This window comes from Streptomyces sp. NPDC023481, from assembly GCF_055560195.1.
Window position 1 is genome coordinate 105,309 of sequence record NZ_JBVHJE010000003.1, and the last position, 23,416, is coordinate 128,724.

Genomic DNA, 23,416 nt, shown 5'->3' on the forward strand with positions numbered 1-23,416 from the left:
GTTCTGATGAGGACACAGCACACGGCAGACACGGCGGCACTGGTGACCGCCGCCCGAGCGGGGGACCCTGCGGCACAGGACGCCCTGGTCAGCGCCTTTCTCCCGCTGGTGTACAACATCGTGGGCCGCGCCCTGAACGGCTCCGTCGACGTCGACGACGTGGTACAGGAGACCATGCTCCGGGCCCTCGGCTCGCTCGGCGACCTGCGCAGCCCGGAGAGCTTCCGCTCCTGGCTCGTGGCCATCGCCATGAACCGGGTCCGCGCCCACTGGCAGGACCGCCGACTCGCCCCGGACGCCGTGGAGGAGGCCGCCGACGTCGCCGATCCGGGCGCCGACTTCGTGGACCTCACCATCGTCCGCCTCCAGCTGTCCGGCCAGCGCCAGGAGACCGCGCGCGCCACCCGCTGGCTGGAGCCGGACGACCGGGAGGTGCTGTCGCTGTGGTGGCTGGAGTGCGCCGGTGAGCTGACCCGGGCCGAGGTCGCCGCCGCCCTCGCGGTGTCGCCGCAGCACACCGCGGTACGGGTGCAGCGGATGAAGGCACGGCTGGAGGCGGCCCGGGTGGTGGTACGGGCCCTCGACTCCCGGCCCGCCTGCGCGGAGCTGCACGGGGTGCTGGCCGCCTGGGACGGCCGGCCCTCCGCCCTGTGGCGCAAGCGAATAGCCCGGCACGCGCGCGACTGCGCGCGCTGCGGCGGCCTGTGGAGCGGTCTGCTGCCCGCCGAGGGCCTGCTGGCCGGACTCGCCCTGGTCGCCGTGTCGTCGGCGCTGCTCACGACGACCCGGTCCGCCGTCACCGGCATGAGCGCGGCCGGCTCCGCCGCACCGGCGCCGGCCCCCGCCGACGCCCCCCACCCGGCCGGCCAACCGGCCCAGGGGGCCGTGGAATCCAGGCAGGACGCCGTCGAGGCGGCCCACGGCGGCCCCGGCGACCCGGCCGGACCGCGCGCCTCCCGTCGTCGTACGACCGGACGCGGTGAGGCACGCAGACGGCGGCGGACACGGCGCCGGGCCGTCGGCGGTGCCGTGGTGGCGGCCTGTGTGGCGGGCGGCGGCCTCTGGTACTTCGGCACCGACTCCGGACAGCCGGAAACCCGGGAGGCCGGCGCCGCGCGGACCGCCGGCGCCCCCGTCGTGGACCTCGCGCGACCCGGCGCCGCCGAGACCTCCGCGTCGCCCTCGCCGTCCGCGTCGCCGTCCCCGTCGCACGCCAGGAAGAAACCGAGCCCCGCCAAGAGCCCCCGTCCCCCGCGCGAGAGCGGCACGCCGAAGGCCGCGCCGGCCGCGCCCACCACCCCGCCCGCCTCCCGGACCCCGCAGGCCCAGCCGGCGCCCGCGGGCACGGTGGCGCAGGTGGTCGCGCTGGTGAACAAGGAGCGGGCGACCGCCGGGTGCGGACCGGTCACCGAGGACGCGCAGCTCGACAAGGCCGCCCAGGGCCACTCCGACGACATGGCCGCGCGGAACTTCTTCGACCACACCAATCCCGACGGCGCCGACCCCGGCGAGCGCGTCACCGCGGCCGGCTACCGCTGGTCCACCTACGGCGAGAACATCGCGAAGGGCCAGCAGACCCCCCAGTCGGTGATGGACTCCTGGATGAACAGCCCGGGCCACCGCGCCAACATCCTCAACTGCTCGTTCAAGGACCTCGGCGTGGGCGTCCACGACGGCCCGGGCGGCCCCTGGTGGACCCAGGACTTCGGCACCAGGCTGTGACAGCTACGGGGCGGTGCCCGGCGTGTGCCCGAAGGCGCGCCGGAAGACGTCGATGAACGCGCTGGCCGAGGACCAGCCGCAGCGGTGCGCCACCGTGGTCACCTGCGCCCCCTCGGCCAGCAGGACCAGCGCGTGGTGAAGCCGCAGCTGGGTGCGCCACTGCGGGAACGTCATGCCGAGATCCCGGCGGAACAACCGGGACAGGGTACGGTCGCTCGCCCCGACCTGTCGGCCCAGCTCCGCCAGCGTGCGGCCGTCGGCGGGATCCGCGCGCAGGATGTCGCACAGCGCCCGCAACACCGGTGAGCCGGGCGTCGGCAGGTGCAGCGGCTGCTGGGGCGAGGCACGCAGTTGGTCCAGCAACACCGCCCGCAGCCGCGCCCGTTCGGGACTGCCGTCCTGGGGCCCGCGGGCGTGCACGACGATCAGCTCGCGCAGCAGCGGGCTCACCGCGAGCACGGTCGGCGCGGTCAGGCCGAGCGGGTTCTCACTCGCGGGCAGTCCCACCAGGTGCAGTTCGAGCGCCCCGTGCGCCTGGTGGGCGTGCACGGTGCCGGCCGGCACCCACAGGGCGCGGGTGGCCGGGGCGACCCAGGAACCCGCGTCGGTGGTCACGGCCAGCACGCCCCGGCCCGCGTACACGATCTGGTGGTCGTCGTGCCGGTGGGCGCTGATCGCCGCGCCGGACGCGAGCCACCGGGTGCGGGTGGGGGCCACCGGGTCATGGCGGATCTCCGTCATCACCTGGCAGGTTATCGAAAGCGCGACACCCCGGGAGCGCCGGAGCATGACCGGGTGCGAAGCAAAGCATCGATCACCCTGCTGTCCCTCGGGCACGCCTGCGTCGACGTCTACCAGGGAGCCGTGGCGTCCCTGATCCCGTTCCTCGTCACCGAGCGCGCCTACGGCTACGCCGCCGCCTCGGCCGTCGTCCTGGCCGCCTCCCTGCTCTCCTCGGTGGCGCAGCCGCTGTTCGGCGCGCTCACCGACCGCCGGCCCGTGCCCTGGCTGCTGCCGGCCGGCACGCTCCTGGCCGGCCTGGGCATCGCGCTGAGCGGCACCGGCGGCTCGTACGCGCTGACGCTGCTGTGCGTGGCGGTGTCCGGGGCCGGCGTGGCCGCCTACCACCCCGAGTCCGCCCGTGTCGCCCGGCTGGCCGGCGAGGGCAGCCACAGCGCCATGGGCTGGTTCGCCCTGGGCGGCAACGCCGGTTTCGCCCTGGCACCGCTGCTGGTCACGGCCGTCGTGGGCACGGGCGGACTGCGCTGGACCCCGCTGCTGGCCCTGCCGGCGCTCGTCGGCGCGGCGCTGAACCTGGTCGTCCTGCGCGCCCCGGAAAGCCGGCGGCACCTCGCCGGCAGGGCATCGGTGGCCGGCGCCGACGACCGGGCGTCCTTCCTGAGGCTGTCGCTGGCCGTGGTGTGCCGCTCGGTGGTGTTCACCGGCCTGAGCAGCTTCCTGTCCCTGTACGCGGCGCAGCGCGTCGGCGGCGGTACGACGGCCGGTACGGCGGCGCTGTTCGTGCTCTACCTGGGCGGCGCGGCCGGTTCCGTGCTGGGCGGCCGCCTGGCCGAGCGCTGGGACCGGGTGACGGTGTGCCGCTGGTCGTACCTGCTGTCGGTCGCGGCGGTCGCCGGCGTCGTCTTCGTCCCCGGGCCGGCCCTGTACCTGTGCGTGGCCCTGACCTCCGCCGGGCTGTACGTGCCCTTCTCCCTCCAGGTCACCCTGGGCCAGGACTACCTGCCCAGCCGGGTCGGCACCGCCGGCGGTGTCACCCTCGGACTGACCGTCAGCGTCGGCGGACTGGCGAGCCCCCTCATCGGGCGGGTGGCCGACGCCACGTCCCTGCGGGCCGCCCTGGCCCCGCTGGTCCTGATGCCCGCGCTCGGCTGGCTGCTCTTTCGCACCCTGCCCGAACCGGCGGCGCCAGGCGGCCGGGCCGAGGCGCCGGCCGCCGCCGCTCAGCGGGCCGTGCCGAAGTCCTGGGTCCAGTAGCTGCCGGGCTGGGCGAGACCGACGCCGATCTCCTTGAAGCCGCAGTTCAGGATGTTGGCCCGGTGGCCGGGGCTGGCCATCCAGGCCGCCATGACCTGCTCGGCCGTGCCGTACCCGTAGGCCACGTTCTCCCCGTAGCTGCTCCAGGCGTAGCCGGCACGGGTGATGCGGTCCCCCGGGGAGGACCCGTCCGACCCGGTGTGCGACATGTTCTGGTGGGCCGCCATGTCGTCGCTGTGCGCCTGGGCGGACCTGGTCAGCGCCGGGTCGAGGGTCAGCGCCCGGCAACCGGCCCTGCCCCGCTCGGCGTTGACCAGCCGCAGGACTTCGGCGGTGACCCCGGACGCGGTGGCCGTCGGCTTCGGGGAGCTGGACGCGGTGGGGACCGCGGACGCGTTTGCGGTGGCCTGGGACGTGCCGGGCGCGGTGGCCGCAGGGGTGCCGGGTGCGGTGGCCGCAGGGGTGCCGGGTGCGGTGGTCCGCCGGGGCGCGTGGACCGTGGCCCTCCTCGGCGTGTGCGTCCGCGTGTGCTTCTTCGGGTGCTTCCTCGTGTGCGGGTGCACGCTCACGCGGACGCTCGGGTCGGCGCTGGGGGACGCCGTGACCGACGGCGTGGGCGGCACGGTGGCCAGGGACGCGCCGGTGTCGTCACCGTTGCCCGGGTAACGCCCCGGGGTGTACTGCCACTGCCCCGCGGGTTCGGTCGTAGCGACGCTCTGCGCCTGGCCGTCCGGGCCGTACGGCCAGTCGGTGCAGGCAAGGGCGACGGACGGTACGCCCACGGCGCCGACGGCGGCGGCAGCGACGAGTATTCGCCGGTAGTGCTTCGTTTTGCGGTGCTGGCCCATACGTCAACCTCACTCGGTGATCGCCGAGCGCTCATTGTTGGGACGGGCGCACACCAGGCGCAAAGGGTCCTTCTCCTACCTCCCCTCGTAGATCCGCGCACCCCTTGTCAGGCGCGCCCGGAGATGCCGACTTCGCGACCGCTAAGTTTGCGCGACGCTGTCGGGCCGTCATGTCGGCGCGCACGCCGGGGAATGCGGACGAGTGCGCAGCGGCGGTCGTGTCGTGGCCCGCAGCGCGGCCCGCGGTCACGGCAAGACGGACAAATCCCATATGTCGCCGGAGCGGCATCTACTATCCCACCCGCCTAGTAGCCGACGCGGCTGTGACGGATGTCACCCACCCCGTGCAGGGCGCGGCGGCCGGGCTCAGGGGCCCGGCCGCCGCACTCCCGTGTCCGGTCGCCGTCACTCGTTCCGGAAAACGGCCTTGCTGACCTCGGCGGGGTTCTGGAACTCCTTCTTCCCGAGGTGGGAGATCCGTTCGGTGACCTCCTTGGGCGCGTGGTTGTGCTCGGCGACCTTCCGAAGCTGATCGGAACTGGCCGGGTACTCCGCGCCGGACAGGGCTTTCTGCAGATCGGGTGGGGTGATACCCGCCATGGCTCCTCCAGGCGGTGAGGTGGTTCAGGACTGCCCAGGTACCCCCTCCCGCGGAAGCGGACTCAGAAATCCCGTCGGGTGATGGGTCGCGGGACGCAGGGGTACCCGGGGGCTTCGGGCATCACGTGTGAGACGCGTCCCGGGAGGTTTCCGATGAGCGAGAGCACCCCTTCCCAGGCCGAGGGCGAACCCGAGGAGGCCGCCCCCGAGGAGCAGCAGCCGCCCCGCACCACCCCGTCACAGGCGGACGGCCCCGACCCCGCCGACGAGGACGCGGACGAGAGCGACGCGTAGCGGGTCCTCCGCGCGGACCCGGCCCCGCCTTGACCGGTCACCGGGTCCGACCTAGCGTGACCTGAACATGTCCGGACAGGACCTGGACACGCCGGACAGGCAGGGCAGGTGGGCTCGGCGATGACGCACCCGCGCGATTCCCTCGGCGGCGGATCCGCCGGCCGCCCCCTCCAGGTGGAGGCGCACGGGCTCGACGTCATCGCGGACGCGGAGCGCTGCGGTACCCCAAGCTCCCTGTTCTGGCCCTGGTTCGGGGCCAACGTCTCCGTCCTCGGAATCGGCTACGGCGCCTTCGCCCTGGGCTTCGGCATCTCCTTCCGGCAGGCCCTCGCCGCAGGCGTGCTCGGCATCGCCGTCTCGTTCCTGTTGTGCGGCTTCGTCGCGGTCGCCGGCAAGCGCGGCTCGGCACCCACCATGGTGCTCAGCCGGGCCGCCTACGGCGTCCGCGGCAACCGGCTGCCGTCCGGCCTGTCCTGGATGCTCACCGTCGGCTGGGAAACCGTCCTGACCGCGCTCGCCACGCTGGCCACCGCGACGGTGTTCGGCAGACTCGGCTGGGGCGGCGGCACCGGGACCAAGGTGGCCGCCCTGACGGTGGTGGCCGCGCTGACCGTCGTCGGCGGGGTCGTGGGCTTCGACCTGATCATGCGGTTGCAGACCTGGATCACCCTGGTCACGGGCGTCCTCACGATCGTCTACATCGCCCTGGTCGCCGACCACGTCCACTGGGGCGCGGTCGACGCCCTCCCGTCCGGCTCGGCACAGCGGTTCATCGGCGCGCTGGTGTTCATGATGACCGGCTTCGGCCTCGGCTGGGTCAACGCCGCCGCCGACTACTCCCGCTACCTGCCGCGCGGCTCCTCCAGCCGGGGAGTGATCGGCTGGACCACCTTCGGGGCCTGTCTGGCCCCGGTGGTCCTGCTGCTCTTCGGCCTGCTGCTGGCCGGCTCCTCCGAGGCACTCGGCAAGGCGATCGCCGCCGACCCGATCGGCGCGCTGACCACCCTGCTGCCGACCTGGTTCCTGGTGCCGTTCGCCGTCGTCGCCGTCCTCGGCCTGGTCGGCGGCGCCGTTCTCGACATCTACTCCTCCGGCCTGGCCCTGCTCTCGGCCGGCCTGCGCGTGCCCCGCCACCTGGCCGCGCTCCTCGACGGGGTACTGATGATCGCCGGCGCCGTCTACATCGTGTTCTACGCCGACGACTTCCTCGGCCCGTTCACGGGATTCCTCACCACACTCGGCGTGCCCATCGCCGCCTGGGCCGGTGTCATGCTCGCCGACCTGGCACTGCGCCGCCGCGACTACGACGAGGGCGACCTGTACCGCCCGCACGGCCGCTACGGCGACGTCCCGCTCCTCCCGCTGATCCTCACGCTCGCCGCCACCGCGGTCGGCTGGGGCCTGGTCACCAACGCCGCCGCGAACTGGCTGACCTGGCAGGGCTATCTGCTGGGGCCGCTCGGCCTCGGCGGCAGGATCGGCGCCTGGGCCTACGCCAACCTGGGCGTCCTGGCCGCCCTGGCACTCGCCTTCCTCGGCACGCTGCTGACGGGCCGGGGCCGGGTGCGGTCCCAGGAGGCCCGGGCACCTGGGTCCTCCGTCTCGGATCAGGTCGGATTGGGGTGAGGGAGCGTTCCGGTCGACGCCGGCAGGGTCCGGAAGAGAGGGCCTGGCCCGGCACCCGACGCGGCGGCACCCCACCCGTGAGCAGCGGACATCTCGCCGTAGGAGGAGGGCCCCGCACATGAGCAGTGGACATCTCGCCGTCATCGACATGCAGCGTGTCTTCGCCGACCCGGCCAGCCCCTGGGCCACCCCCCGCTACGCCGACGCGGCGGCGGACGTACGCGCCCTGCTGCCGGCTTTCGCCGGCCGGGTCACCTTCACCCGCTTCCTCGCCCCCGAGCAGCCGGCCGGCGCCTGGCGCGCCTACTACGAGCGGTGGCCCTTCGCCCGCCGGCCGCCGGACGCGGACCTCTGGTCACTGACCGAGGAGTTCGCCGCCCTCGCGGACCATGTCGTGGACACCACCACCTTCGGCAAGTGGACCCCGGAACTCGCCGCCCGGGTCGGGCCGGAGGGCCGTCTGGTCCTGGCCGGCGTCAGCACCGACTGCTGTGTGCTGTCCACCGCCCTGGCCGCCGCGGACGCCGGCGCCGAGGTGCTGGTCGTGGCGGACGCCTGCGCCGGCGTGGACGACGACTCCCACCTCAGGGCCCTGCAGATCATGGAGCTGTACCGGCCGCTGGTCCGCGTCACCACCCTCGCCGACCTGCTCACGCGGACCTGAGCAACCTCCCCGTGACCGGTGTCCCACCGAAGCACCGGCGGATCCTGCATGCCCGGCACCCCACCGGGTACGCGTGCCGGGAGCCCGCCCGGGCTCCAGTCCGCCCGGGCGGCCCGTACAACCACCGATCTGGGGATCAGCCATGGAAACACCCGCACACGAGGCCCAGCCGACGCCCGCGCAGCAGGCACTGGACGCGCTGGCCGTGAACGCCGAGGACCAGGCCGCCCTGGACACCCTCGCCCACAGTGACGTACTCGTCCCGGTACCCGACGACGCGGTGGACGGCGAGGGCGCGGACGCCTCGACGGTGGCCCTGCCCGTCCTGGAACAGCCCAGCGGCGACCATGTCGTCCCGGTGTTCACGTCGGAGGGCGAGATGGCCGAGCTGCTGCCGTTCGTCTCGCGCTACCGCCTGATACCGCTCGGCGCGCTCGCCGCGCAGTGGCCCACGGAGGACCTCTCCCTCGCCATCGACGGCAGCTCCGCCCACGGGCTCACGCTCACCTCGCAGGGAGTCCGCACCCTCCTGGCCCGCTGACCAGAGACCCGGGCGGGCTCCGGCCCGGTGCGCTCAGGCACCGGGCGGGCCGCCCCGGCTACGCGTCCCGTCCGGCCAGCATGCGCCGCAGGACCGCGCGCTGGACCGGCAGCACCTCGGCGTGCAGCGCGCGGCCCTTGGGGGTGAGCGCGACCCACACCCCGCGCCGGTCCTCCGCGCACACCGAGCGCTCCACCAGGCCGTCCTTCTCCAGGCGGCCGATCAGCCGGGACAGCGCGCTCTGGCTGAGATGCACCCTGCCGACCAGGTTCTGCACCCGGCAGTGGTCACCCTGCTCGGGCGACTCCGCCGCCAGGATGTCCAGCACCTCGAAGTCGCTGGCGCCGAGACCGTGCGGATGCAGTGCGCGGTCGATCTCGCACATCGTGTGCGCGTGCACCGCGAGGATGTCTCGCCAGCGCTCTTCGAGCCGGGTGTCGGCCGTCGTGACTGCCATAACCGCACCGTAGCACCGATCCAGCCAGTCGTTGAGTGTGCAACTAGTGGCTCGGGCGGGCGGTCGTACCGGCCTCAGGCCGACGGGTCCTGCAGCAGCCCCACGAGGTTGCCGTCGGCGTCCTTCACGGAGGCGATCAGCCGGCCGCCACCGACGTCCTGCGCGTCCTGGAGCAGCTCGGCCCCCGCCGCCAGCAGCGCCGCGAGCCGCTCCCGCAGATCCGTCACGTGCCAGTACGGCACCGGACCCGTCATGCCCTTGGCGTGCCCGTTCGGGTCGAGGCCGACGTCCTGGCCGGAGGCCTTGTAGCCGACGTAGTACGGCTCGTCGGCGTACGGCTCGACACCGAGCAGCGCGCCGAACACGGCCTTGGCGCGCGCCAGGTCCTTCACCGGGTAGATGATCGTCTGCAGTCCGGCGGTCATGATGCTCACTCCTTGGCGATGCGGAACCCGACGGGTCCCCGTCGGTGCTCCCACGCTAGGGCCGCGGCCCCCGCCCCGGCTTCTTCGATCCTGACCGCTTGGCGCCGTCCGGCGGACCAGGACACCCGGTGTCACGTCGAGTCGCGCGTCACCAGCTCCGTCGGCAGGATCACCGCCGCCGGGTCCTCCCCGCCTATCTGGGCGAGCAGCACCCGCACCATCTCGGTGCTGATCCGGTCCCACGGCTGCCGGATCGTGGTGAGCGCCGGGGTGGCGGCGGTCGCGGCCGGGGAGTCGTCGAAGCCGCCGACGGCAATGTCCTCCGGCACCCGCTTCCCGGCCCGGTGCAGGGCCGCCAGCACGCCCTGCGCCATCAGGTCCGAGGCGACGAACACGGCGTCCACGTCCGGGGCCTGCGCCAGCAGCCGTTCCGCGCCCGCCTCCCCGCTGGCCCGGCTGTAGTCGCCGGAGACGACGAGCCGCTCGTCGGCCGCGATGCCCGCCTCGGCGAGCACCTCCCGGTACCCGGCGAGCCGCTCCACACCGCCGGGGGTGTCCAGCGGGCCGGTGACCACGCCGATCCGGCGCCGGCCCCGGGCCAGCAGGTGCCGGACCATGTCCCGGGCGCCGTCCCGGTCGTCGGCGGCCACGTAGCTCACCTTCGAGCCGAGCCCGATCGGCTTGCCGCAGGCGACCAGCGGCACCCCCGCGCCCCGCAGCTCCTCGGCGACCGGGTCGCCGGAGTGGCTGGAGACCAGCAGCACCCCGTCGACGTGCCCGGCGGTGATGTACCGCGTGATGCGCCGCCGTTCGTCCTCGGTCCCCGCCAGCATCAGCAGCAGCGGGACGTCGTGCGCGGCCAGCGCCTGGGTGCAGCCGCGCAGCAGGACGTTGAAGTTGGGGTCCTCGAAGAACCGCTCCTGCGGCTCGGTCAGCAGGAAGCCCACCGAGTCGGAGCGGCCCGTGATCAGCGAACGGGCGTGCCGGTTCACGACGTACCCGGTCCTGCGGATCGCGGCGTTGACCGCCTCCTGGGCGGCCGGGCTGACGTAGTGCCCGCCGTTGAGCACACGTGAGACGGTGCCGCGCGAGACGCCTGCCTCGCGCGCCACGTCGTGGATCGTCGGCGGTCTGCGCCGGCCCCCCGGATTGCCCATGGTCATGACTTTACGGCCCCGGACAGCAGATCCAGGCTCCAGAACCGCTGGATGACCAGGAAGAGGGCGATCAGCGGGAGCACCGCGAGGAACGCCCCGGTGATCACCAGGGTGTACAGCGCGGGCGTGTTGGAGCCCTGCTCCAGCAGTGTGTACAGGCCCAGCGTGAGCGGAAACTTCTCGTCGTCGCTCAGCATGATGAACGGCAGCAGGAAGTTGTTCCAGATCGCCACGAACTGGAAGAGGAACACCGTGACCATGCCGGGGATCATCATCGGCAGCGCGATCCGGGTGAAGATCCGCCACTCGCCCGCCCCGTCCATCCGCCCGGCCTCCACCACGTCGGAGGGCACGGCGGCGGACGCATAGATCCGGGCGAGGTAGACCCCGTACGGGGAGAGGATCTGCGGCAGCAGCACGGACAGGTAGGAGTCCGTGAGGTCGGCCTTGGCCAGCAGCAGGTACTGCGGGATCGCGAGGATCACCGGCGGCATCAGGACGCCCGCCAGCAGGATGTCGAACATCGTCTCGCGGCCCCTGAAGCGGTAGGTCGCGAGCGCGTAGCCGCTGATCGCCGACACGGCGGTGGACAGCAGGGCGCCGAGACCCGCGTACAGGGCGGAGTTGCCCATCCAGGTCCAGTAGACGCCGTCCCGGTAGGCGTCGAGGTCCCTGATGTTGTCGGTGAAGCCGGTGCCGGGCAGGAAGGTGAACGTGGAGAACAGCTCGTGCCCGGACTTGGTCGACGCGATCACCACCCAGGCGACCGGGAGCAGGGTGTAGAGCGCGCCGAGCAGCAGTGTGGCCGTGGGGATCAGGGCGATCCGGCGGCGCAGCGGCGGGCCCTGCGCCGTACCGGGGGTGGTGCCGGCGGCCGGTGCGGTCTTGTGGACGGCGAGGGTGCTCATCCCGCTGCCTCCTGCTTGTTCCGTCGGTTCGCGGCCCGCAGGAAGCCGAACGACAGCAGCAGCGTGACCACGGCGATCAGCGTCGCCTCGGCCGCCGCCGCGTAGATGTCGTTGCGGCCGAAGGCGTCCTGGTACACCTTCATCAGCGGGCTCCAGGTCGTGCTGACCGAGTTGGTCAGCGGTTTCAGGGTGGTGGGCTCGTTGAACACCTGGAGCGTCGCGATGATCGAGAAGAAGAAGGTCAGCACCAGCGAGGGCGCCACCATCGGGATCTTGATCCTCAGCGCGATCTGCAGCGGTGTGGCGCCGTCCAGCTTCGCCGCCTCGTACACCTCGGCCGGGATGGACCGCAACGAGGTGTAGATGACGATCATGTTGAAGCCGGTGCCGCCCCAGACCGCGATGTTCGACAGGGCGAGGTACAGCGGACCGCCGTCCAGCAGGTCCGGCTGCGGCAGGCCCAGCCGGTCCAGCAGGAAGAAGAACGGGCTGACGTCCGGCAGGTACAGGAAGCCCCACAGCAGCGCGGCGACCACGCCGGGGACGGCGTACGGCAGGAAGATCGCGAGCCGGGTGAACGGGGCGAGCCGCACCCTGTCGGAGTCCAGCATCAGCGCGAACAGCAGCGCCAGGCCCAGCATCACCGGGACGACGATGCAGCCGTAGCCGAACACGCGCAGCGCGCCGGCCAGCAGCTCGCTGTCCTGGAGGGCCTCGGTGTAGTTCGCGACGCCGGCCCACACCTCGGTGCGGGCGCCCGAGCCGAGGCCGAGACCGGAGACGTGCGCCTTGCGGAAGCTGAGCCAGACCGCGTAGCCGATGGGCAGCGCGAAGAAGAGGGCGAACAGGATCGTGGCGGGGAGGAGGAAGCCGTACGGGGCCCCCTTGACCCCGTACGGCTTCCGGTCGGCGGGGCTGCTCACGGGGCGACCTCGAAGCCCTGCTTCTTCATGTCGGCGACCGTGTCGTCCTGCATCTTCCCCAGGGCGGCGGTGAAGTCCGACGTGTTCTTGGCGGCGGCGCCGAAGGCGTCCTTGAAGGAGGTGTAGGCGACGTTCACGTTCGGGCCCCACGCGGAGGGCGCGGTGGTCCGGGCGATGTCGGCGGCCCGGGTGTAGAAGTCCGGCTGGTTGGCGAAGTACGCCGGCGGGTTGGAGAAGGCGCCGCTCAGCTGGGCGGAGGTGGAGGCCGGGTAGATGCCGCCGTCCTTCGCCAGCGCGTTCAGGGCGTCGTGGTCGGTGTTCAGCCAGGCCGCGAACGCGGCGGCGGCCTCCTTGTGCGCGGAGTCGGTGGTGACCGCCGTCGAGGAGCCGCCCCAACTGCCGGTGACGTCCTGGTCGGCCGACCACTGGGGGAGCGGGGCCATGGCCCACTTGCCCTTGGTGTCCGGTGCCGCCGTGGTCAGCGTGCCCGGCGCCCACACGGCGCTCACCCAGGCGATCTGCTTGCCGGTGTCCAGCGCCTTGTTCCAGGACGGCGTGTACATCGGCTGGTTGTCGATGACGCCCTCCTTGACCAGGCCGCCCCAGAAGGCGGCGACCTTGCGGGTGGCCGCGTCGTCGATGCCGACCTTCCACCTGTCGCCGGAGGTGGTCCACCACTTGGCGCCGGCCTGCTGGGCGAGCCCGGCGAAGAGCCCGGAGTCGTTGGCGGAGAAGGTGGTCAGGTCCTTCTCCGGCGCCTTCTTCTTCAACTGGCGGGCGGTCTCGGCGAACTGCTCCCAGGTGGTGGGGACCTTCAGGCCGTACCGCTTGAACAGGTCCTGTCGGTAGTAGAACATCATCGGCCCGATGTCCTGCGGCACCGCGTAGACCGCGTCCGTGCCGAGCGTGGTCTGCTGCCAGACACCCTCCGCGAACTTGTCCTTGACGTCGCCGACTTCCTTGGAGATGTCGGCCAGGGCGTCGTTGCTGACCAGTGTCGGCAGCGCCTGGTACTCGGCCTGCACCAGGTCGGGGGCCTTCTTCGCCTTGTGCGCGGTGAGGATCTTGGTGACCAGCGTGTCGCCGGACGCCTGCTTCTTCACCGTGACGGTGATCTGCTCCTTCTTCCCCGGCCCCTTGTTCCACAGGTCGACGACCTTGTCCATGCCGGGCGTCCAGGTCCAGTACGTCAGCGAGACGGGACCCGACTCGGCCTTGCTGTCGTCCTCGGAACCGCAGGCGGCGAGGGCGGTGGCGCCGAGGGACACGGCGACGGCGGTTGTCACGAGGCGGCGGCGCTTCGTGTGCGGCATGGTTTCTCCCCTGACCTGGGCCCCCGCCCGCTGCGGAGACCTGCCATGCAGATGTGCACGTTCACATGACCGCGGTGCGCTCCGAGGGAGCCCCTGCCATGCTTCTGTGAGCGTTCACAGTAGAGAAACATCCCGGACACTTGTCAATGGTTGTTGCTGTGCGGTTATGTTGGGATCGCACCGCCGCTGCCATGTGTGCACGTTCCCAAATGATCGATCTCCCGGGAGTCAGCCATGCCGGACACCAGCCCCAGGGGCCTCACCAGGCTCGCCTTCGGTGGGGACTACAACCCCGAGCAGTGGCCGGAATCCGTCTGGCGGGAGGACGTCCGGCTGATGCGGGAGGCCGGCGTCACGCTGGTGAGCGTCGGCATCTTCTCCTGGGCCCTGCTGGAACCGGCGCCGGGGGAGTACGACTTCGGCTGGCTCGACCGGATCCTCGGCCTGCTGCACGAGAACGGCATCCGCGTCGACCTCGGCACGCCCACCGTGGTGCCGCCCGCCTGGTTCTACCGCGCGCACCCCGAGGCCCTGCCGGTCACCGCCGAGGGCGTGCGCTACGAGTTCGGCTCCCGCGGCGCGATCTGCCACAGCAACGCCGACTACCGGGCCGCCGCCGCGGGCATCACCACGAAGCTCGGCGAGCGCTACGGCGACCACCCGGCGCTCGCGATGTGGCACGTCCACAACGAGTACGGCGTCCCCGTCTCGGCCTGCTACTGCGCGTCCTGCGCGGACGGGTTCCGCCGCTGGCTCGCCGACACCCACGGCAGCGTGGACGGCGTCAACGAGGCCTGGGGCACGGCCTTCTGGGGCCAGCGCTACACCGACCTCGGACAGATCAACCCGCCCCGGGCCACCCCGACGGTGGGCAACCCCGGCCAGGCGCTGGACTACCGGCGGTTCACCGACGCCACCATCCGGGAGAACTTCCGCGCCGAGCGGGACATCCTGCACCGCCTCTCGCCGGGCGTGCCGGTCACCACCAACTTCATGACCGCGCTCAGCCAGTGCGACTCCCTGGACTACTGGGCCTGGGGCCGCGAGGTCGACCTCGTCACCAACGACCACTACCTGATCACCGACGGCCGCCGCACCCACGTCAACCTCGCCATGGCCGCCGACCTCACCCGCTCGGTCGCCGGCGGCGCCCCCTGGCTGCTGCTGGAGCACTCCACCTCGGGCGTCAACTGGCAGCCCCGCAACCCCGCGAAGGCACCGGGCCAGATGGCCCGCAACTCCCTCGCGCACGTGGCGCGCGGCTCCGAGGGCGCGATGTTCTTCCAGTGGCGCCAGTCCCGCCGCGGCGCCGAGAAGTTCCACTCGGCGATGCTGCCGCACGGCGGCACCGACACCCGCGTGTGGCGCGAGGTGGTCGAACTCGGCGCCTGGGTCGAGGAGTTGGCCGAGATCCGGGGCACCCGCACCGAGGCCGACGCGGCGATGCTGTGGGACTGGCAGTCGTGGTGGGCCCAGAACCTGTCCTGGCGCCCCAGCGAGGACCACGACCCGCGCGAGCGCGCCGACTCCTTCTACGAGGCCCTCTACGACCGCCACCTCACGGTCGACTTCGCCCACCCGGAAGCCGACCTGTCCCGCTACCCCCTGGTCGTCGCCCCGGCCCTGTACCTGATGACGGAGGCCGCGGGGCGCAACGTCCGGGAGTACGTCGAGAACGGGGGCACGCTCGTCGTGTCGTACTTCTCCGGGATCGTGGACGAGCACGACGCCGTCCACGAGGGCGCCTACCCCGGCGTGCTGCGCGACGTGCTCGGGCTCACCGTGGAGGAGTTCTCGCCGCTGCTCAGGGACGAGCGGGTGCGGCTGACCGGTCCGGACGGCTCCGAGCTGACGGGGGACGTGTGGACGGAGTTCGTCGTCCCGCGCGGCGCCGAGACCGTGTGGTCGTACGCCGACGGGCTCACCGCGGGCCGCCCGGCCGTCACCCGGCACCGGCTCGGCCGCGGCACCGCCTGGTACGCCTCCACCCGCCTCGGCGCGCGGGGCCTGGACGTGCTCGTGGGCCGGGCGGCCGACGACGCCGGCCTCGCGCCGCGCGACGGCCTGCCCCGCGACGTCGAGGTCGTACGCCGCGCCGGCACGTCGGGCAGCTACCTCTTCGTCATCAACCACACCGCCGGCGACACCAAGGTGCCGCTGGACACGCCCGGCACCGAGCTGCTGACGGGCGAACGCGCCGCGGGCCGCCTCGCGGTCCCGGCGGGGGCCGTCCGGGTCGTACGACTCGACGGCTGAGCCGGCTCCCCTCCGCCCGCGTGTGCCACGAGAGCCGCGGGCGGAGGGGTCCTCCTCCGGGCCCACCGGAGGACCCCCCTCCCCATACGTCGAAGGGACGACGGACGATGAAGTTCCCTCCCAGACGCACCATCAGAGCCCTGCTGGCGCCACTCGCGGCCGGGCTCGCCCTCACCGCCCTGCCCGCCCCGGCCGCCCACGCCGCGAGCACCCTCGCCAACGGCGGTTTCGAGTCCGACGCGGCGGGCGCGGCCACCCCGGCCGGCTGGTCCGAGTACGGCGACACCGGCGCCTCGTACAGCGAGTCCGGCGGGCACAGCGGCGGCTACCGCCTCTCCCACTACTCCTCGTCCGCCTACAAGGTGGAGACGTACCAGTACCTGTCCGGGCTGGCCAACGGCCAGTACAAGCTCACGGCGTGGGTCCGGTCCAGCGGCGGACAGAAGGCCGCCTACCTGGCGCTCAAGAACTGCGGTGGTTCCGAACAGCGCACCGACCTGCCGATATCGTCCAGTGGGTGGATCCGGATCGTCACGCCGGTCAATGTGACCACCAACCAGTGCACCATCAGCATCAACAGTGACGCGAACGCGGGCAACTGGATCAACGTTGACGATCTGACCTTCGCGCCTGGCACCACCGGGACGTCCATCCACGGCGCCGACGTCTCCTCCCTCGCCAAGAGCGAGGCCAAGGGCGGTGTGTACCGGACGGGTTCCGGAACGACCGGGGACGCCCTCGCCATCCTCAGGTCGTACGGCATGAACTACGCGCGCCTGAAGGTCTGGGTGAACCCGGCCGACGGCTTCAACGACAAGGCGCACGTCCTCGCGCTGGCCAAGCGCGTCAAGGCGCGGGGCATGAAGCTCCTGGTCGACTTCCACTACTCGGACAGCTGGGCGGACCCGGGCCAGCAGAACAAGCCGACCGCATGGGTGGGCCATACATACGGTCAACTGAAGACGGACGTGTACAACCACACGTACGACGTGTTGAACGCCTTGAAGGCTCAGGGAACCACCGCCGACATGGTCCAGGTGGGCAATGAGATCAACGGTGGCATGCTGTGGTCCGAGGGGTCCACCAGCAACTGGAGCCGGCTCGCCGGGTTGATCAACTCCGGCTACGACGCCGTCAAGGCGGTCGACTCCTCCACCGTCGTCGCGCTGCACCTGGCCAAGGGCGGCGACAAGGCCGGCACCGAGTGGTGGTTCGACAACGCGGTCGCGGCCGGCGTGCGGTTCGACGCGATCGGCCTGTCGTACTACGGCTACTGGCACGGCCCGCTCTCCGACTTCCAGACCACCCTGGACGACGCGGCCTCCCGCTACGGCAAGCCGGTGTTCGTCGCCGAGACGGCCTACCCGTTCCGGCTGGACAGCGACGACTCGCTCACCAACCAGATCGACACCACCGGCGAACTGGTCCCCGGCTACCCGGCGACGGTGGCCGGCCAGACCAGGTGGCTGAACGGCGTGGCGAGCATCGTGGAGGCGGTCCCGAACGGCCGCGGTCTCGGCGTCTTCTGCTGGGAGGCGACCTGGACCGCCGTCGACGGCAACGGCTGGGACCCGACGGACCCCGCCTCGGGCAACGGCTGGGAGAACCAGGCCCTGTTCGGCTACGACGACAGGGCGCTCTCCTCCATGACGTGGTTCAGCCACCGCTGACCCGTCTCCACGGGGCCCGGCCGCACCCCGCGGCCGGGCCCCCGCCGTGTTCCCGGAGCTGTGGGGCGGCTCCTGGGACGCGGCGCCGTCCGGTACCGGACAACGGCCGTCGAGTCCCGGACGGGACGGCGTCGCCCGCGCGACAGTGGGTAACACTGCGTATCAGGGGGCGGGACGGGAGGGCGGACGGATGACGGGGACTCCCTCGGGCCGGATGCGGCAGACCATCCTGGAATGGCTCAAGGACCCGCCGGCCCACTTCCCCGCCGCGCGCTGCGGCCACCCCGCCGACACCGGCGTCACCGCGCGGGCCGTCGCCGACAAGCTGGGCGTACCCCGCCGCACCGCCCTGGCCCACCTGGACCTCCTCACCCGCCTCGGCCTCCTACGCACCCGCCGGATCCGCTGCCGCACCTACTACCGGCGCGACGAGGTCCGCATCGCCGAGGTGGCCCGGATGTTCGAGAAGGGCTGGTGACGGACGACCACCGCGGGGAGACTCCAGGCAGTCGGGGCCGGGTGTCCCGACGCGGAAGGGGACGCCCATGGACCGACCGGCCGCACTCGTGCCGCTCCACTACGTCTGCCTGGGCGCCCGCGGCCCCGAGGACGTCGTCCCCGACGGGCGCGGGCGCGTCCTGACCGGCGTGGCGGACGGACGCATCCTGCGCGTCCACCACCTCGGCGACCCGCGCACGGCCCGCACGGAGCTGCTGGCCGAGACCGGCGGCCGCCCCCTCGGGCTCGAACTCCTGCCGGACGGCGGCCTGTTGGTGTGCGACGCGGAACGCGGCCTGCTGCGTGTGGACACCGCGGACGGTACCGTACGCGTCCTCGCGGACTCGGTGGCGGGGGAGCGGCTCCGCTTCTGCAGCAACGCCGTCGCCCTGCCCGACGGCACCGTGTACTTCACCGTCTCCAGCCGCCGCCACCCCCTCGACCGGTGGATCGGCGACATCGTCGAACACACCGGCACCGGGCGCCTGCTGCGGCTCGCCCCCGAGGGCGGGGAACCCGACGTGGTGCTGGACGGGCTGCAGTTCGCCAACGGGATCGCCGCGAGCGCCGACGGTTCCTTCCTGGTGATCGCCGAGACCGGCTCCTGCCGCCTCACCCGCTTCCGGCTCACCGGCCCCCGCGCGGGCCGCGCCGAGCCCTTCGCCGACCTGCCCGGCATGCCGGACAACCTCTGGCGCGAGGGCCCCGGCGGCCCGGTCTGGGTCGCCCTGGCCGGCCCCCGCGTGCCCCCGCTGGACGTGCTCCACCGCGCCCCGCGGGCCGTGCGCGGCGCCGCCGCCCGGGTCGCCGTACACGCGCCGTACCGGCCGAGCGGGACCACCGGCGTGGTCGCCGTGGACGACCGAGGCCGGATCGTCCACCACCTCACCCGCCGGCGCTCCGGCTTCCGCATGGTCACCAGCGTGTGCGCGACCGGTGACCACCTGGTACTGGGCAGCCTGTGGGAGTCCGGTGTGGCGGTCTGCGGCCGCCCTGCCGGGCACTGAGACGGCGGTAACCTGGTCCCGGCCTTGATCGCCCGCCGGGGCAGGGGCCGAACAGGAGACGTACCAGGATGACAGCCCCGGAAACCGGGACCCACGGCGTGCGCCCCGCGACCGCGCGGCGGCCCGAGTGGCGTACCCAGGCACCCGTCGCCGCCGCCGTGGCGGCCGGCGGCGCGCTCGGCGCGACGGCACGCCACGCCCTGGCGCTCGCCTGGCCCACACCCGCAGACGGCTTCCCCTGGGCGACCTTCTGGACCAACGTCTCCGGCTGCGCGGCCATGGGCGTGCTGATGGTCCTGGTCACCGAGGTGTGGGCGGGCCACCGCCTGCTGCGCCCGTTCCTCGGCACCGGCGTCCTCGGCGGCTTCACCACCTTCTCCACCTACGCGGTCGACGTCCGCCGACTGGTGGACGCCGGCCGCCCGGGCCTGGGCCTGGCCTATCTCGCCGCGACCCTGTGCGCGGCCCTCGCGGCGGTGTGGCTCGCCTCGGCCGCCGCCCGCCGACTGCTGACCGGGAGGCGTCGATGACGTTCCGTACCGACCGCGCCGTCCGGCTCACCGTGTACCTGAGCGAGGACGACACCTGGCACCACCGGCCCCGCTACTCCGAGATCGTGCACCGGGCGCACGCCGCCGGGCTCGCCGGGGCGGGCGTCTTCCGGGGCGTGGAGGGCTTCGGCGCCTCCTCCCGCATCCACACCTCCCGCCTGCTGTCCCTGAGTGAGGACCTGCCGGTGGCGGTGGTCGTGGTGGACACCGAGGAGCGGATCCGCGCGTTCCTGCCGCGGCTGGAGGAACTGGCCGGCGACCACCTCGTCACCCTGGACGAGTGCGAGATCGTCCGGTACGCGGGGCGCGCGCCCGGACCGGACGAAACGGACCCGGAGGGTAAGAAGTCGTTGTGAACTGGCTGCTGGTCGTCGCGGGAGCCGCCGTCGGCGCACCCCTGCGCTATCTCACCGACCGCGCCGTGCAGGCCCGCCACGACTCGCTCTTCCCCTGGGGCACCTTCGTGGTGAACGTGGTCGGCTGCCTGGTCCTCGGGCTGCTCACCGGCGCCGTCTCCGCCGGGGTCGCCGGGCCGCGCCTGGAACTCCTGCTGGGCACCGGGCTGTGCGGCGCGCTCACGACGTACTCGACGTTCTCCTACGAGACCCTGCGGCTGACCGAGGCCGGCTCCGGCCTCTACGCTGCCCTGAACGTCGCGGCAAGCGTGGCGGCGGGGCTCGCGGCGGCCTTCACCGGGGTCTCGCTCGCCGGCGCCCTGTGGGCCTGAGCACGTGCCACCCGTCCGCACGCAGCAAGTGACGCAGTGAGTACTGTCTACACCATTGTCGACCCCCTCTCCTCAGAACTGGATTCCATGAGCGCCATTTCCGTCGGTCAGGCCGTCGTCCTCGGAGTAGTCGAGGGGGTGACCGAGTTCCTCCCCGTGTCCTCCACCGGCCACCTCAAGATCACCGAGGGGCTCATGAACATCCCCGTCGACGACAAGTCCGTCGTCGGCTTCTCCGCCGTCATCCAGGTCGGCGCCATCGCCGCCGTGCTCGTGTACTTCTTCAAGGACATCCGGCGGATCGTCTCCGCCTGGTTCCGCGGTCTGACCCACCGCGAGGAGCGCTACCACCACGACTACAAGTTCGCCTGGTGGGTCATCGCCGCCACCATCCCGATCGTCGTGGTGGGCCTGGCCGCCAAGCCCCTGATCGACGGCCCGCTCGCCTCGCTGTGGGTGGTCGCCGGCTCGCTGATCGTCGGCTCGGGCGTGATGTGGGCCGCCGACCAGATGGGCCGGCACAAGCGCGGCGAGGACGACACGTCCTTCAAGGACGCGATGTGGGTCGGCTGCTCCCAGATCCTCGCCCTGCTCTTCCCCGGCTTCTCCCGCTCCGGCGCCACCATGTCGACCGCGCTCATCCTGGACCTGGACCGCGTCGCCGCCACCCGGCTCTCGTTCTTCCTGGGCATCCCGGCCCTGACGGGCGCGGGCCTGTACGAGCTGAAGGACGCCCTCGGCACGGGCGTCGGCGCCGCCCCGCTGGCCGTCGGCACCATCGTCTCCTTCGTGGTCGCCTACGCCTCCATCGCCTGGCTGCTCAAGTTCGTCGCCAAGCACTCCTTCAACGCCTTCGTGATCTACCGGATCGTCATCGGCGTCGGCCTGCTCGGTCTGCTCGCCACCGGCACGCTCGGCAGCTGAGCGAACGCCGCTGATCACCCACGGGGTGCGGATGCCTGCATTCAGGCGCCGCACCCCGTGAATGTCTGCTTACCCGACACCTTGACACTCCCCGCCCGCACCCCGCAGGATCGCTCCCGTGAACCTGTCAGACAGCCAGACAGGTGGTCTCGTCCCGCGGCGCGTCAGCGCGATGGAAGCGGTGCTCGACCACCTCCGCGACGCCATCGAGCGCGGCCGGTACGCCATCGGCGACAAGCTCCCCTCCGAGGCAGAGCTGTGCCGCACCCTCGAGGTGTCCCGGCCCGTGCTGCGCGAGGCGCTGCGCGCGCTGCAGACGATGGGCCTCACGGTCTCCCGGACCGGGAAGGGCACCTTCGTCGTCGCGAACACCGTCGAGGACCCCACCTTCGGCGACTACGCGGCCAGCGACCTGCTGGAGGTGCGCCGGCACATCGAGATCCCGGTCGCCGGATACGCGGCACTGCGTCGCACCCCGGAGAACCTGGACCACCTGGCCCACCTGGTCGACCGCATGGAGCGGGAGACGGACACCACCGCCTGGGTCGCGATGGACACCCTCTTCCACCTCGCCGTCGCCGAGGCCGCCCAGAACCCGGTCTTCCGCCGGGTCATCGAGGAGATCCGCGACGCACTGGCGCGTCAGTCGGCCTTCCTCAACGAGCTGGGGGGCCGCCGCGAGCAGTCCAACCGGGAGCACCGGGCGATCGTCGAGGCACTGGTCGACGGTTCCGAACACGACGCGGTGGAGGCCATGAGCCACCACCTCGACCGCGTCGAGACGACCCTCACCGACATCGTGCGTCCCCAGCGGACGGACTCCCCTACGGAAGGCGGACCCGAGGCGTGAGCGAGCAGCACCTCAAAGACGAGACGCGCCCCTCGTCCGGCCATGTCGACGCCGGAGACGCCGGCTACAGCAAAGGCCTGAAGCACCGGCACGTCAACATGATCGCCATCGGCGGGGCCATCGGCACCGGCCTCTTCCTCGGCGCGGGCGGCCGGCTCGCCGACGCCGGACCCTCCCTGTTCATCGCGTACGCCGTCTGCGGCGTCTTCGCCTTCCTGGTCGTGCGCGCCCTCGGCGAACTCGTCCTCTACCGCCCGTCCTCCGGCGCCTTCGTGTCGTACGCCCGGGAGTTCCTGGGCGAGAAGGGCGCCTACACCGCGGGCTGGATGTACTTCCTGAACTGGGCGACCACCGGCATCGCCGACATCACGGCCGTCGCCACGTACACGCACTACTGGGGCATGTTCTCCGACATCCCTCAATGGTTGATCGCCTTGATCGCCCTCGCGGTCGTCCTGACCGTCAACCTGATCTCGGTCAAGATATTCGGTGAGCTGGAGTTCTGGTTCGCCATCGTCAAGGTCGGCGCGCTCGTGGTCTTCATGTGCATCGGCATCTTCCTGCTGGTCACCCAGCACCCGGTCGACGGCCACCACCCCGGCCCGTCCCTGATCACCGACAACGGCGGGGTCTTCCCCAACGGCCTGCTGCCCATGCTGCTGATCATCCAGGGTGTCGTCTTCGCCTACGCCTCGGTCGAGCTGGTCGGCGTCGCCGCGGGCGAGACCGAGAACCCCGAGAAGATCATGCCGAAGGCGATCAACTCGATCATGTGGCGGGTGGGCGTGTTCTACGTCGGCTCGGTCGTGCTGCTGTCGATGCTGCTGCCCTGGAGCAAGTACTCCGCCGGCGAGAGCCCCTTCGTGACGGTCCTGTCCCACATCGGCGTCCCGGCGGCCGGCGGTGTGATGAACCTGGTCGTGCTGACCGCGGCCATGTCCTCGCTGAACTCCGGCCTGTACTCCACCGGCCGCATCCTGCGCTCCATGGCGATGAGCGGCTCGGCCCCGAAGTTCACCGGCCGGATGAGCCGCAGCCAGGTCCCGTACGGCGGAATCCTGCTCACCAGCGGTATCTGTGTCCTCGGCGTGGGCCTGAACTACGTCGTCCCCGCCGACGCCTTCGAGATCGTGCTCAACTTCGCGGCGATCGGCATCCTCGCGACCTGGGGCATGATCATGCTCTGCCACCTGCTGTTCTGGCGAAAGACCCGGAGCGGCGCGCTGACCCGGCCGTCGTACCGGCTGCCGGGCTCCCCCTGGACCGAACTCGTGACGCTGGCGTTCCTGGCCTCCGTCCTGGTCCTCATGTACGCCGACGGCGGCGCCGGACGCACCACCGTGCTGTGCCTGCCGCTGATCGTCGCCGCACTGGTCGCGGGCTGGTACGCCATCCGCGCCCGCATGTCCCGCACCTCCACCGGCGCCGGCGCGTGACCCGCGTACCGGCCGACCCCGACC

Annotated in this window: 25 protein-coding genes; 16 read left to right on the plus strand and 9 right to left on the minus strand. The window is 72.3% G+C overall.

All coding sequences use genetic code 11. The annotated features are described in order from the left end of the window. The first annotated feature begins 6 nt into the window (after nucleotides 1-6). Nucleotides 7-1,722, plus strand: a complete 1,716-nt coding sequence (locus ACZ3ZD_RS07915; protein ID WP_467394729.1) for a sigma-70 family RNA polymerase sigma factor — start codon at nucleotides 7-9, stop codon at nucleotides 1,720-1,722. 3 nt (nucleotides 1,723-1,725) lie between these two features. Here the strand turns inward: ACZ3ZD_RS07915 and ACZ3ZD_RS07920 are convergent, their stop codons facing one another. Continuing rightward, nucleotides 1,726-2,463: an AraC family transcriptional regulator gene (locus tag ACZ3ZD_RS07920; protein ID WP_467394731.1), complete on the minus strand. Its 738-nt coding sequence runs from the start codon at nucleotides 2,461-2,463 to the stop codon at nucleotides 1,726-1,728. Between the two features lie 54 nt (nucleotides 2,464-2,517). Between ACZ3ZD_RS07920 and ACZ3ZD_RS07925 the strand changes: the two genes are divergently transcribed. Beyond that, on the plus strand, nucleotides 2,518-3,717 hold the full coding sequence (locus ACZ3ZD_RS07925) for an MFS transporter (protein ID WP_467394733.1): 1,200 nt from the start codon (nucleotides 2,518-2,520) through the stop codon (nucleotides 3,715-3,717). Here ACZ3ZD_RS07925 and ACZ3ZD_RS07930 read toward each other — a convergent pair. Beyond that, complete coding sequence (locus ACZ3ZD_RS07930) at nucleotides 3,684-4,565, minus strand: CAP domain-containing protein (protein WP_467394735.1); 882 nt, start codon at nucleotides 4,563-4,565, stop codon at nucleotides 3,684-3,686. The genes ACZ3ZD_RS07925 and ACZ3ZD_RS07930 overlap by 34 nt on opposite strands. 405 nt (nucleotides 4,566-4,970) lie before the next feature. Beyond that, entirely contained in the window at nucleotides 4,971-5,165 is a 195-nt protein-coding gene (locus tag ACZ3ZD_RS07935; protein ID WP_208030477.1) for a DUF2795 domain-containing protein, read from the minus strand. 153 nt (nucleotides 5,166-5,318) lie between these two features. Between ACZ3ZD_RS07935 and ACZ3ZD_RS07940 the strand changes: the two genes are divergently transcribed. The 4 genes from ACZ3ZD_RS07940 to ACZ3ZD_RS07955 all read left to right on the plus strand — a co-directional run bounded on the left by ACZ3ZD_RS07940 (nucleotide 5,319) and on the right by ACZ3ZD_RS07955 (nucleotide 8,290). Further along, nucleotides 5,319-5,459, plus strand: a complete 141-nt coding sequence (locus ACZ3ZD_RS07940; protein WP_467394738.1) for a hypothetical protein — start codon at nucleotides 5,319-5,321, stop codon at nucleotides 5,457-5,459. A gap of 120 nt (nucleotides 5,460-5,579) precedes the next feature. After that, the gene (locus ACZ3ZD_RS07945) at nucleotides 5,580-7,085 is read left to right on the plus strand and encodes a purine-cytosine permease family protein (protein WP_467394740.1); all 1,506 of its coding nucleotides are present in this window, start codon (nucleotides 5,580-5,582) and stop codon (nucleotides 7,083-7,085) included. 118 nt (nucleotides 7,086-7,203) lie between these two features. Continuing rightward, nucleotides 7,204-7,749: a cysteine hydrolase family protein gene (locus ACZ3ZD_RS07950; RefSeq protein WP_467394742.1), complete on the plus strand. Its 546-nt coding sequence runs from the start codon at nucleotides 7,204-7,206 to the stop codon at nucleotides 7,747-7,749. 142 nt (nucleotides 7,750-7,891) lie between these two features. After that, nucleotides 7,892-8,290 (plus strand): SseB family protein, encoded by a 399-nt coding sequence (locus ACZ3ZD_RS07955; protein ID WP_467394744.1) that lies wholly within the window; start codon nucleotides 7,892-7,894, stop codon nucleotides 8,288-8,290. Nucleotides 8,291-8,348: 58 nt separating this feature from the next. On the opposite strand, the gene ACZ3ZD_RS07960 is transcribed toward ACZ3ZD_RS07955, so the two are convergent. The 6 genes from ACZ3ZD_RS07960 to ACZ3ZD_RS07985 form a co-directional block, all read right to left on the minus strand. After that, on the minus strand, nucleotides 8,349-8,747 hold the full coding sequence (locus ACZ3ZD_RS07960; protein WP_467394746.1) for a MarR family winged helix-turn-helix transcriptional regulator: 399 nt from the start codon (nucleotides 8,745-8,747) through the stop codon (nucleotides 8,349-8,351). A gap of 74 nt (nucleotides 8,748-8,821) precedes the next feature. Next, complete coding sequence (locus ACZ3ZD_RS07965) at nucleotides 8,822-9,172, minus strand: VOC family protein (RefSeq protein WP_467394748.1); 351 nt, start codon at nucleotides 9,170-9,172, stop codon at nucleotides 8,822-8,824. Nucleotides 9,173-9,303: 131 nt separating this feature from the next. Next, nucleotides 9,304-10,335, minus strand: coding sequence for a LacI family DNA-binding transcriptional regulator (locus tag ACZ3ZD_RS07970; RefSeq protein ID WP_467394750.1), 1,032 nt, complete (start codon nucleotides 10,333-10,335; stop codon nucleotides 9,304-9,306). Further along, nucleotides 10,332-11,237: a carbohydrate ABC transporter permease gene (locus ACZ3ZD_RS07975; RefSeq protein WP_467394752.1), complete on the minus strand. Its 906-nt coding sequence runs from the start codon at nucleotides 11,235-11,237 to the stop codon at nucleotides 10,332-10,334. The genes ACZ3ZD_RS07970 and ACZ3ZD_RS07975 overlap by 4 nt, the downstream gene beginning before the upstream one ends. Continuing rightward, complete coding sequence (locus ACZ3ZD_RS07980; RefSeq protein ID WP_467394754.1) at nucleotides 11,234-12,160, minus strand: carbohydrate ABC transporter permease; 927 nt, start codon at nucleotides 12,158-12,160, stop codon at nucleotides 11,234-11,236. Before ACZ3ZD_RS07980 ends, ACZ3ZD_RS07975 begins: the two co-directional genes overlap by 4 nt. Then, nucleotides 12,157-13,473 carry an ABC transporter substrate-binding protein gene (locus ACZ3ZD_RS07985; RefSeq protein WP_467394756.1) on the minus strand — a complete coding sequence of 439 codons (1,317 nt, stop codon included), beginning with the start codon at nucleotides 13,471-13,473 and terminating at the stop codon, nucleotides 12,157-12,159. Before ACZ3ZD_RS07985 ends, ACZ3ZD_RS07980 begins: the two co-directional genes overlap by 4 nt. Nucleotides 13,474-13,707: 234 nt before the next feature. On the opposite strand from ACZ3ZD_RS07985, the gene ACZ3ZD_RS07990 reads away from it, so the two are divergent. The 10 genes from ACZ3ZD_RS07990 to ACZ3ZD_RS08035 all read left to right on the plus strand — a co-directional run bounded on the left by ACZ3ZD_RS07990 (nucleotide 13,708) and on the right by ACZ3ZD_RS08035 (nucleotide 23,392). Continuing rightward, the gene (locus ACZ3ZD_RS07990) at nucleotides 13,708-15,729 is read left to right on the plus strand and encodes a beta-galactosidase (protein WP_467394758.1); all 2,022 of its coding nucleotides are present in this window, start codon (nucleotides 13,708-13,710) and stop codon (nucleotides 15,727-15,729) included. 107 nt (nucleotides 15,730-15,836) lie between these two features. Further along, a complete protein-coding gene (locus ACZ3ZD_RS07995) occupies nucleotides 15,837-17,399 on the plus strand; it encodes a glycoside hydrolase family 53 protein (RefSeq protein WP_467394760.1) in 1,563 nt (520 codons plus the stop codon). 190 nt (nucleotides 17,400-17,589) lie between these two features. Then, on the plus strand, nucleotides 17,590-17,877 hold the full coding sequence (locus ACZ3ZD_RS08000; RefSeq protein ID WP_467394762.1) for an ArsR family transcriptional regulator: 288 nt from the start codon (nucleotides 17,590-17,592) through the stop codon (nucleotides 17,875-17,877). Between the two features lie 67 nt (nucleotides 17,878-17,944). Next, nucleotides 17,945-18,904, plus strand: a complete 960-nt coding sequence (locus ACZ3ZD_RS08005; protein ID WP_467394764.1) for an SMP-30/gluconolactonase/LRE family protein — start codon at nucleotides 17,945-17,947, stop codon at nucleotides 18,902-18,904. Between the two features lie 68 nt (nucleotides 18,905-18,972). Next, nucleotides 18,973-19,434 (plus strand): fluoride efflux transporter FluC, encoded by a 462-nt coding sequence (locus ACZ3ZD_RS08010; RefSeq protein ID WP_467394766.1) that lies wholly within the window; start codon nucleotides 18,973-18,975, stop codon nucleotides 19,432-19,434. Beyond that, nucleotides 19,431-19,811 (plus strand): DUF190 domain-containing protein, encoded by a 381-nt coding sequence (locus tag ACZ3ZD_RS08015; protein WP_467394768.1) that lies wholly within the window; start codon nucleotides 19,431-19,433, stop codon nucleotides 19,809-19,811. The genes ACZ3ZD_RS08010 and ACZ3ZD_RS08015 overlap by 4 nt, the downstream gene beginning before the upstream one ends. Next, complete coding sequence (gene crcB, locus ACZ3ZD_RS08020) at nucleotides 19,808-20,182, plus strand: fluoride efflux transporter CrcB (protein WP_467394769.1); 375 nt, start codon at nucleotides 19,808-19,810, stop codon at nucleotides 20,180-20,182. Before ACZ3ZD_RS08015 ends, crcB begins: the two co-directional genes overlap by 4 nt. Nucleotides 20,183-20,269: 87 nt before the next feature. Then, a complete protein-coding gene (locus ACZ3ZD_RS08025) occupies nucleotides 20,270-21,106 on the plus strand; it encodes an undecaprenyl-diphosphate phosphatase (RefSeq protein WP_467394771.1) in 837 nt (278 codons plus the stop codon). A 118-nt stretch (nucleotides 21,107-21,224) separates the two neighbouring features. After that, a complete protein-coding gene (locus ACZ3ZD_RS08030) occupies nucleotides 21,225-21,956 on the plus strand; it encodes a FadR/GntR family transcriptional regulator (protein ID WP_467394773.1) in 732 nt (243 codons plus the stop codon). After that, the gene (locus ACZ3ZD_RS08035; protein ID WP_467394775.1) at nucleotides 21,953-23,392 is read left to right on the plus strand and encodes an amino acid permease; all 1,440 of its coding nucleotides are present in this window, start codon (nucleotides 21,953-21,955) and stop codon (nucleotides 23,390-23,392) included. Before ACZ3ZD_RS08030 ends, ACZ3ZD_RS08035 begins: the two co-directional genes overlap by 4 nt. Nucleotides 23,393-23,416: the final 24 nt, after the last annotated feature.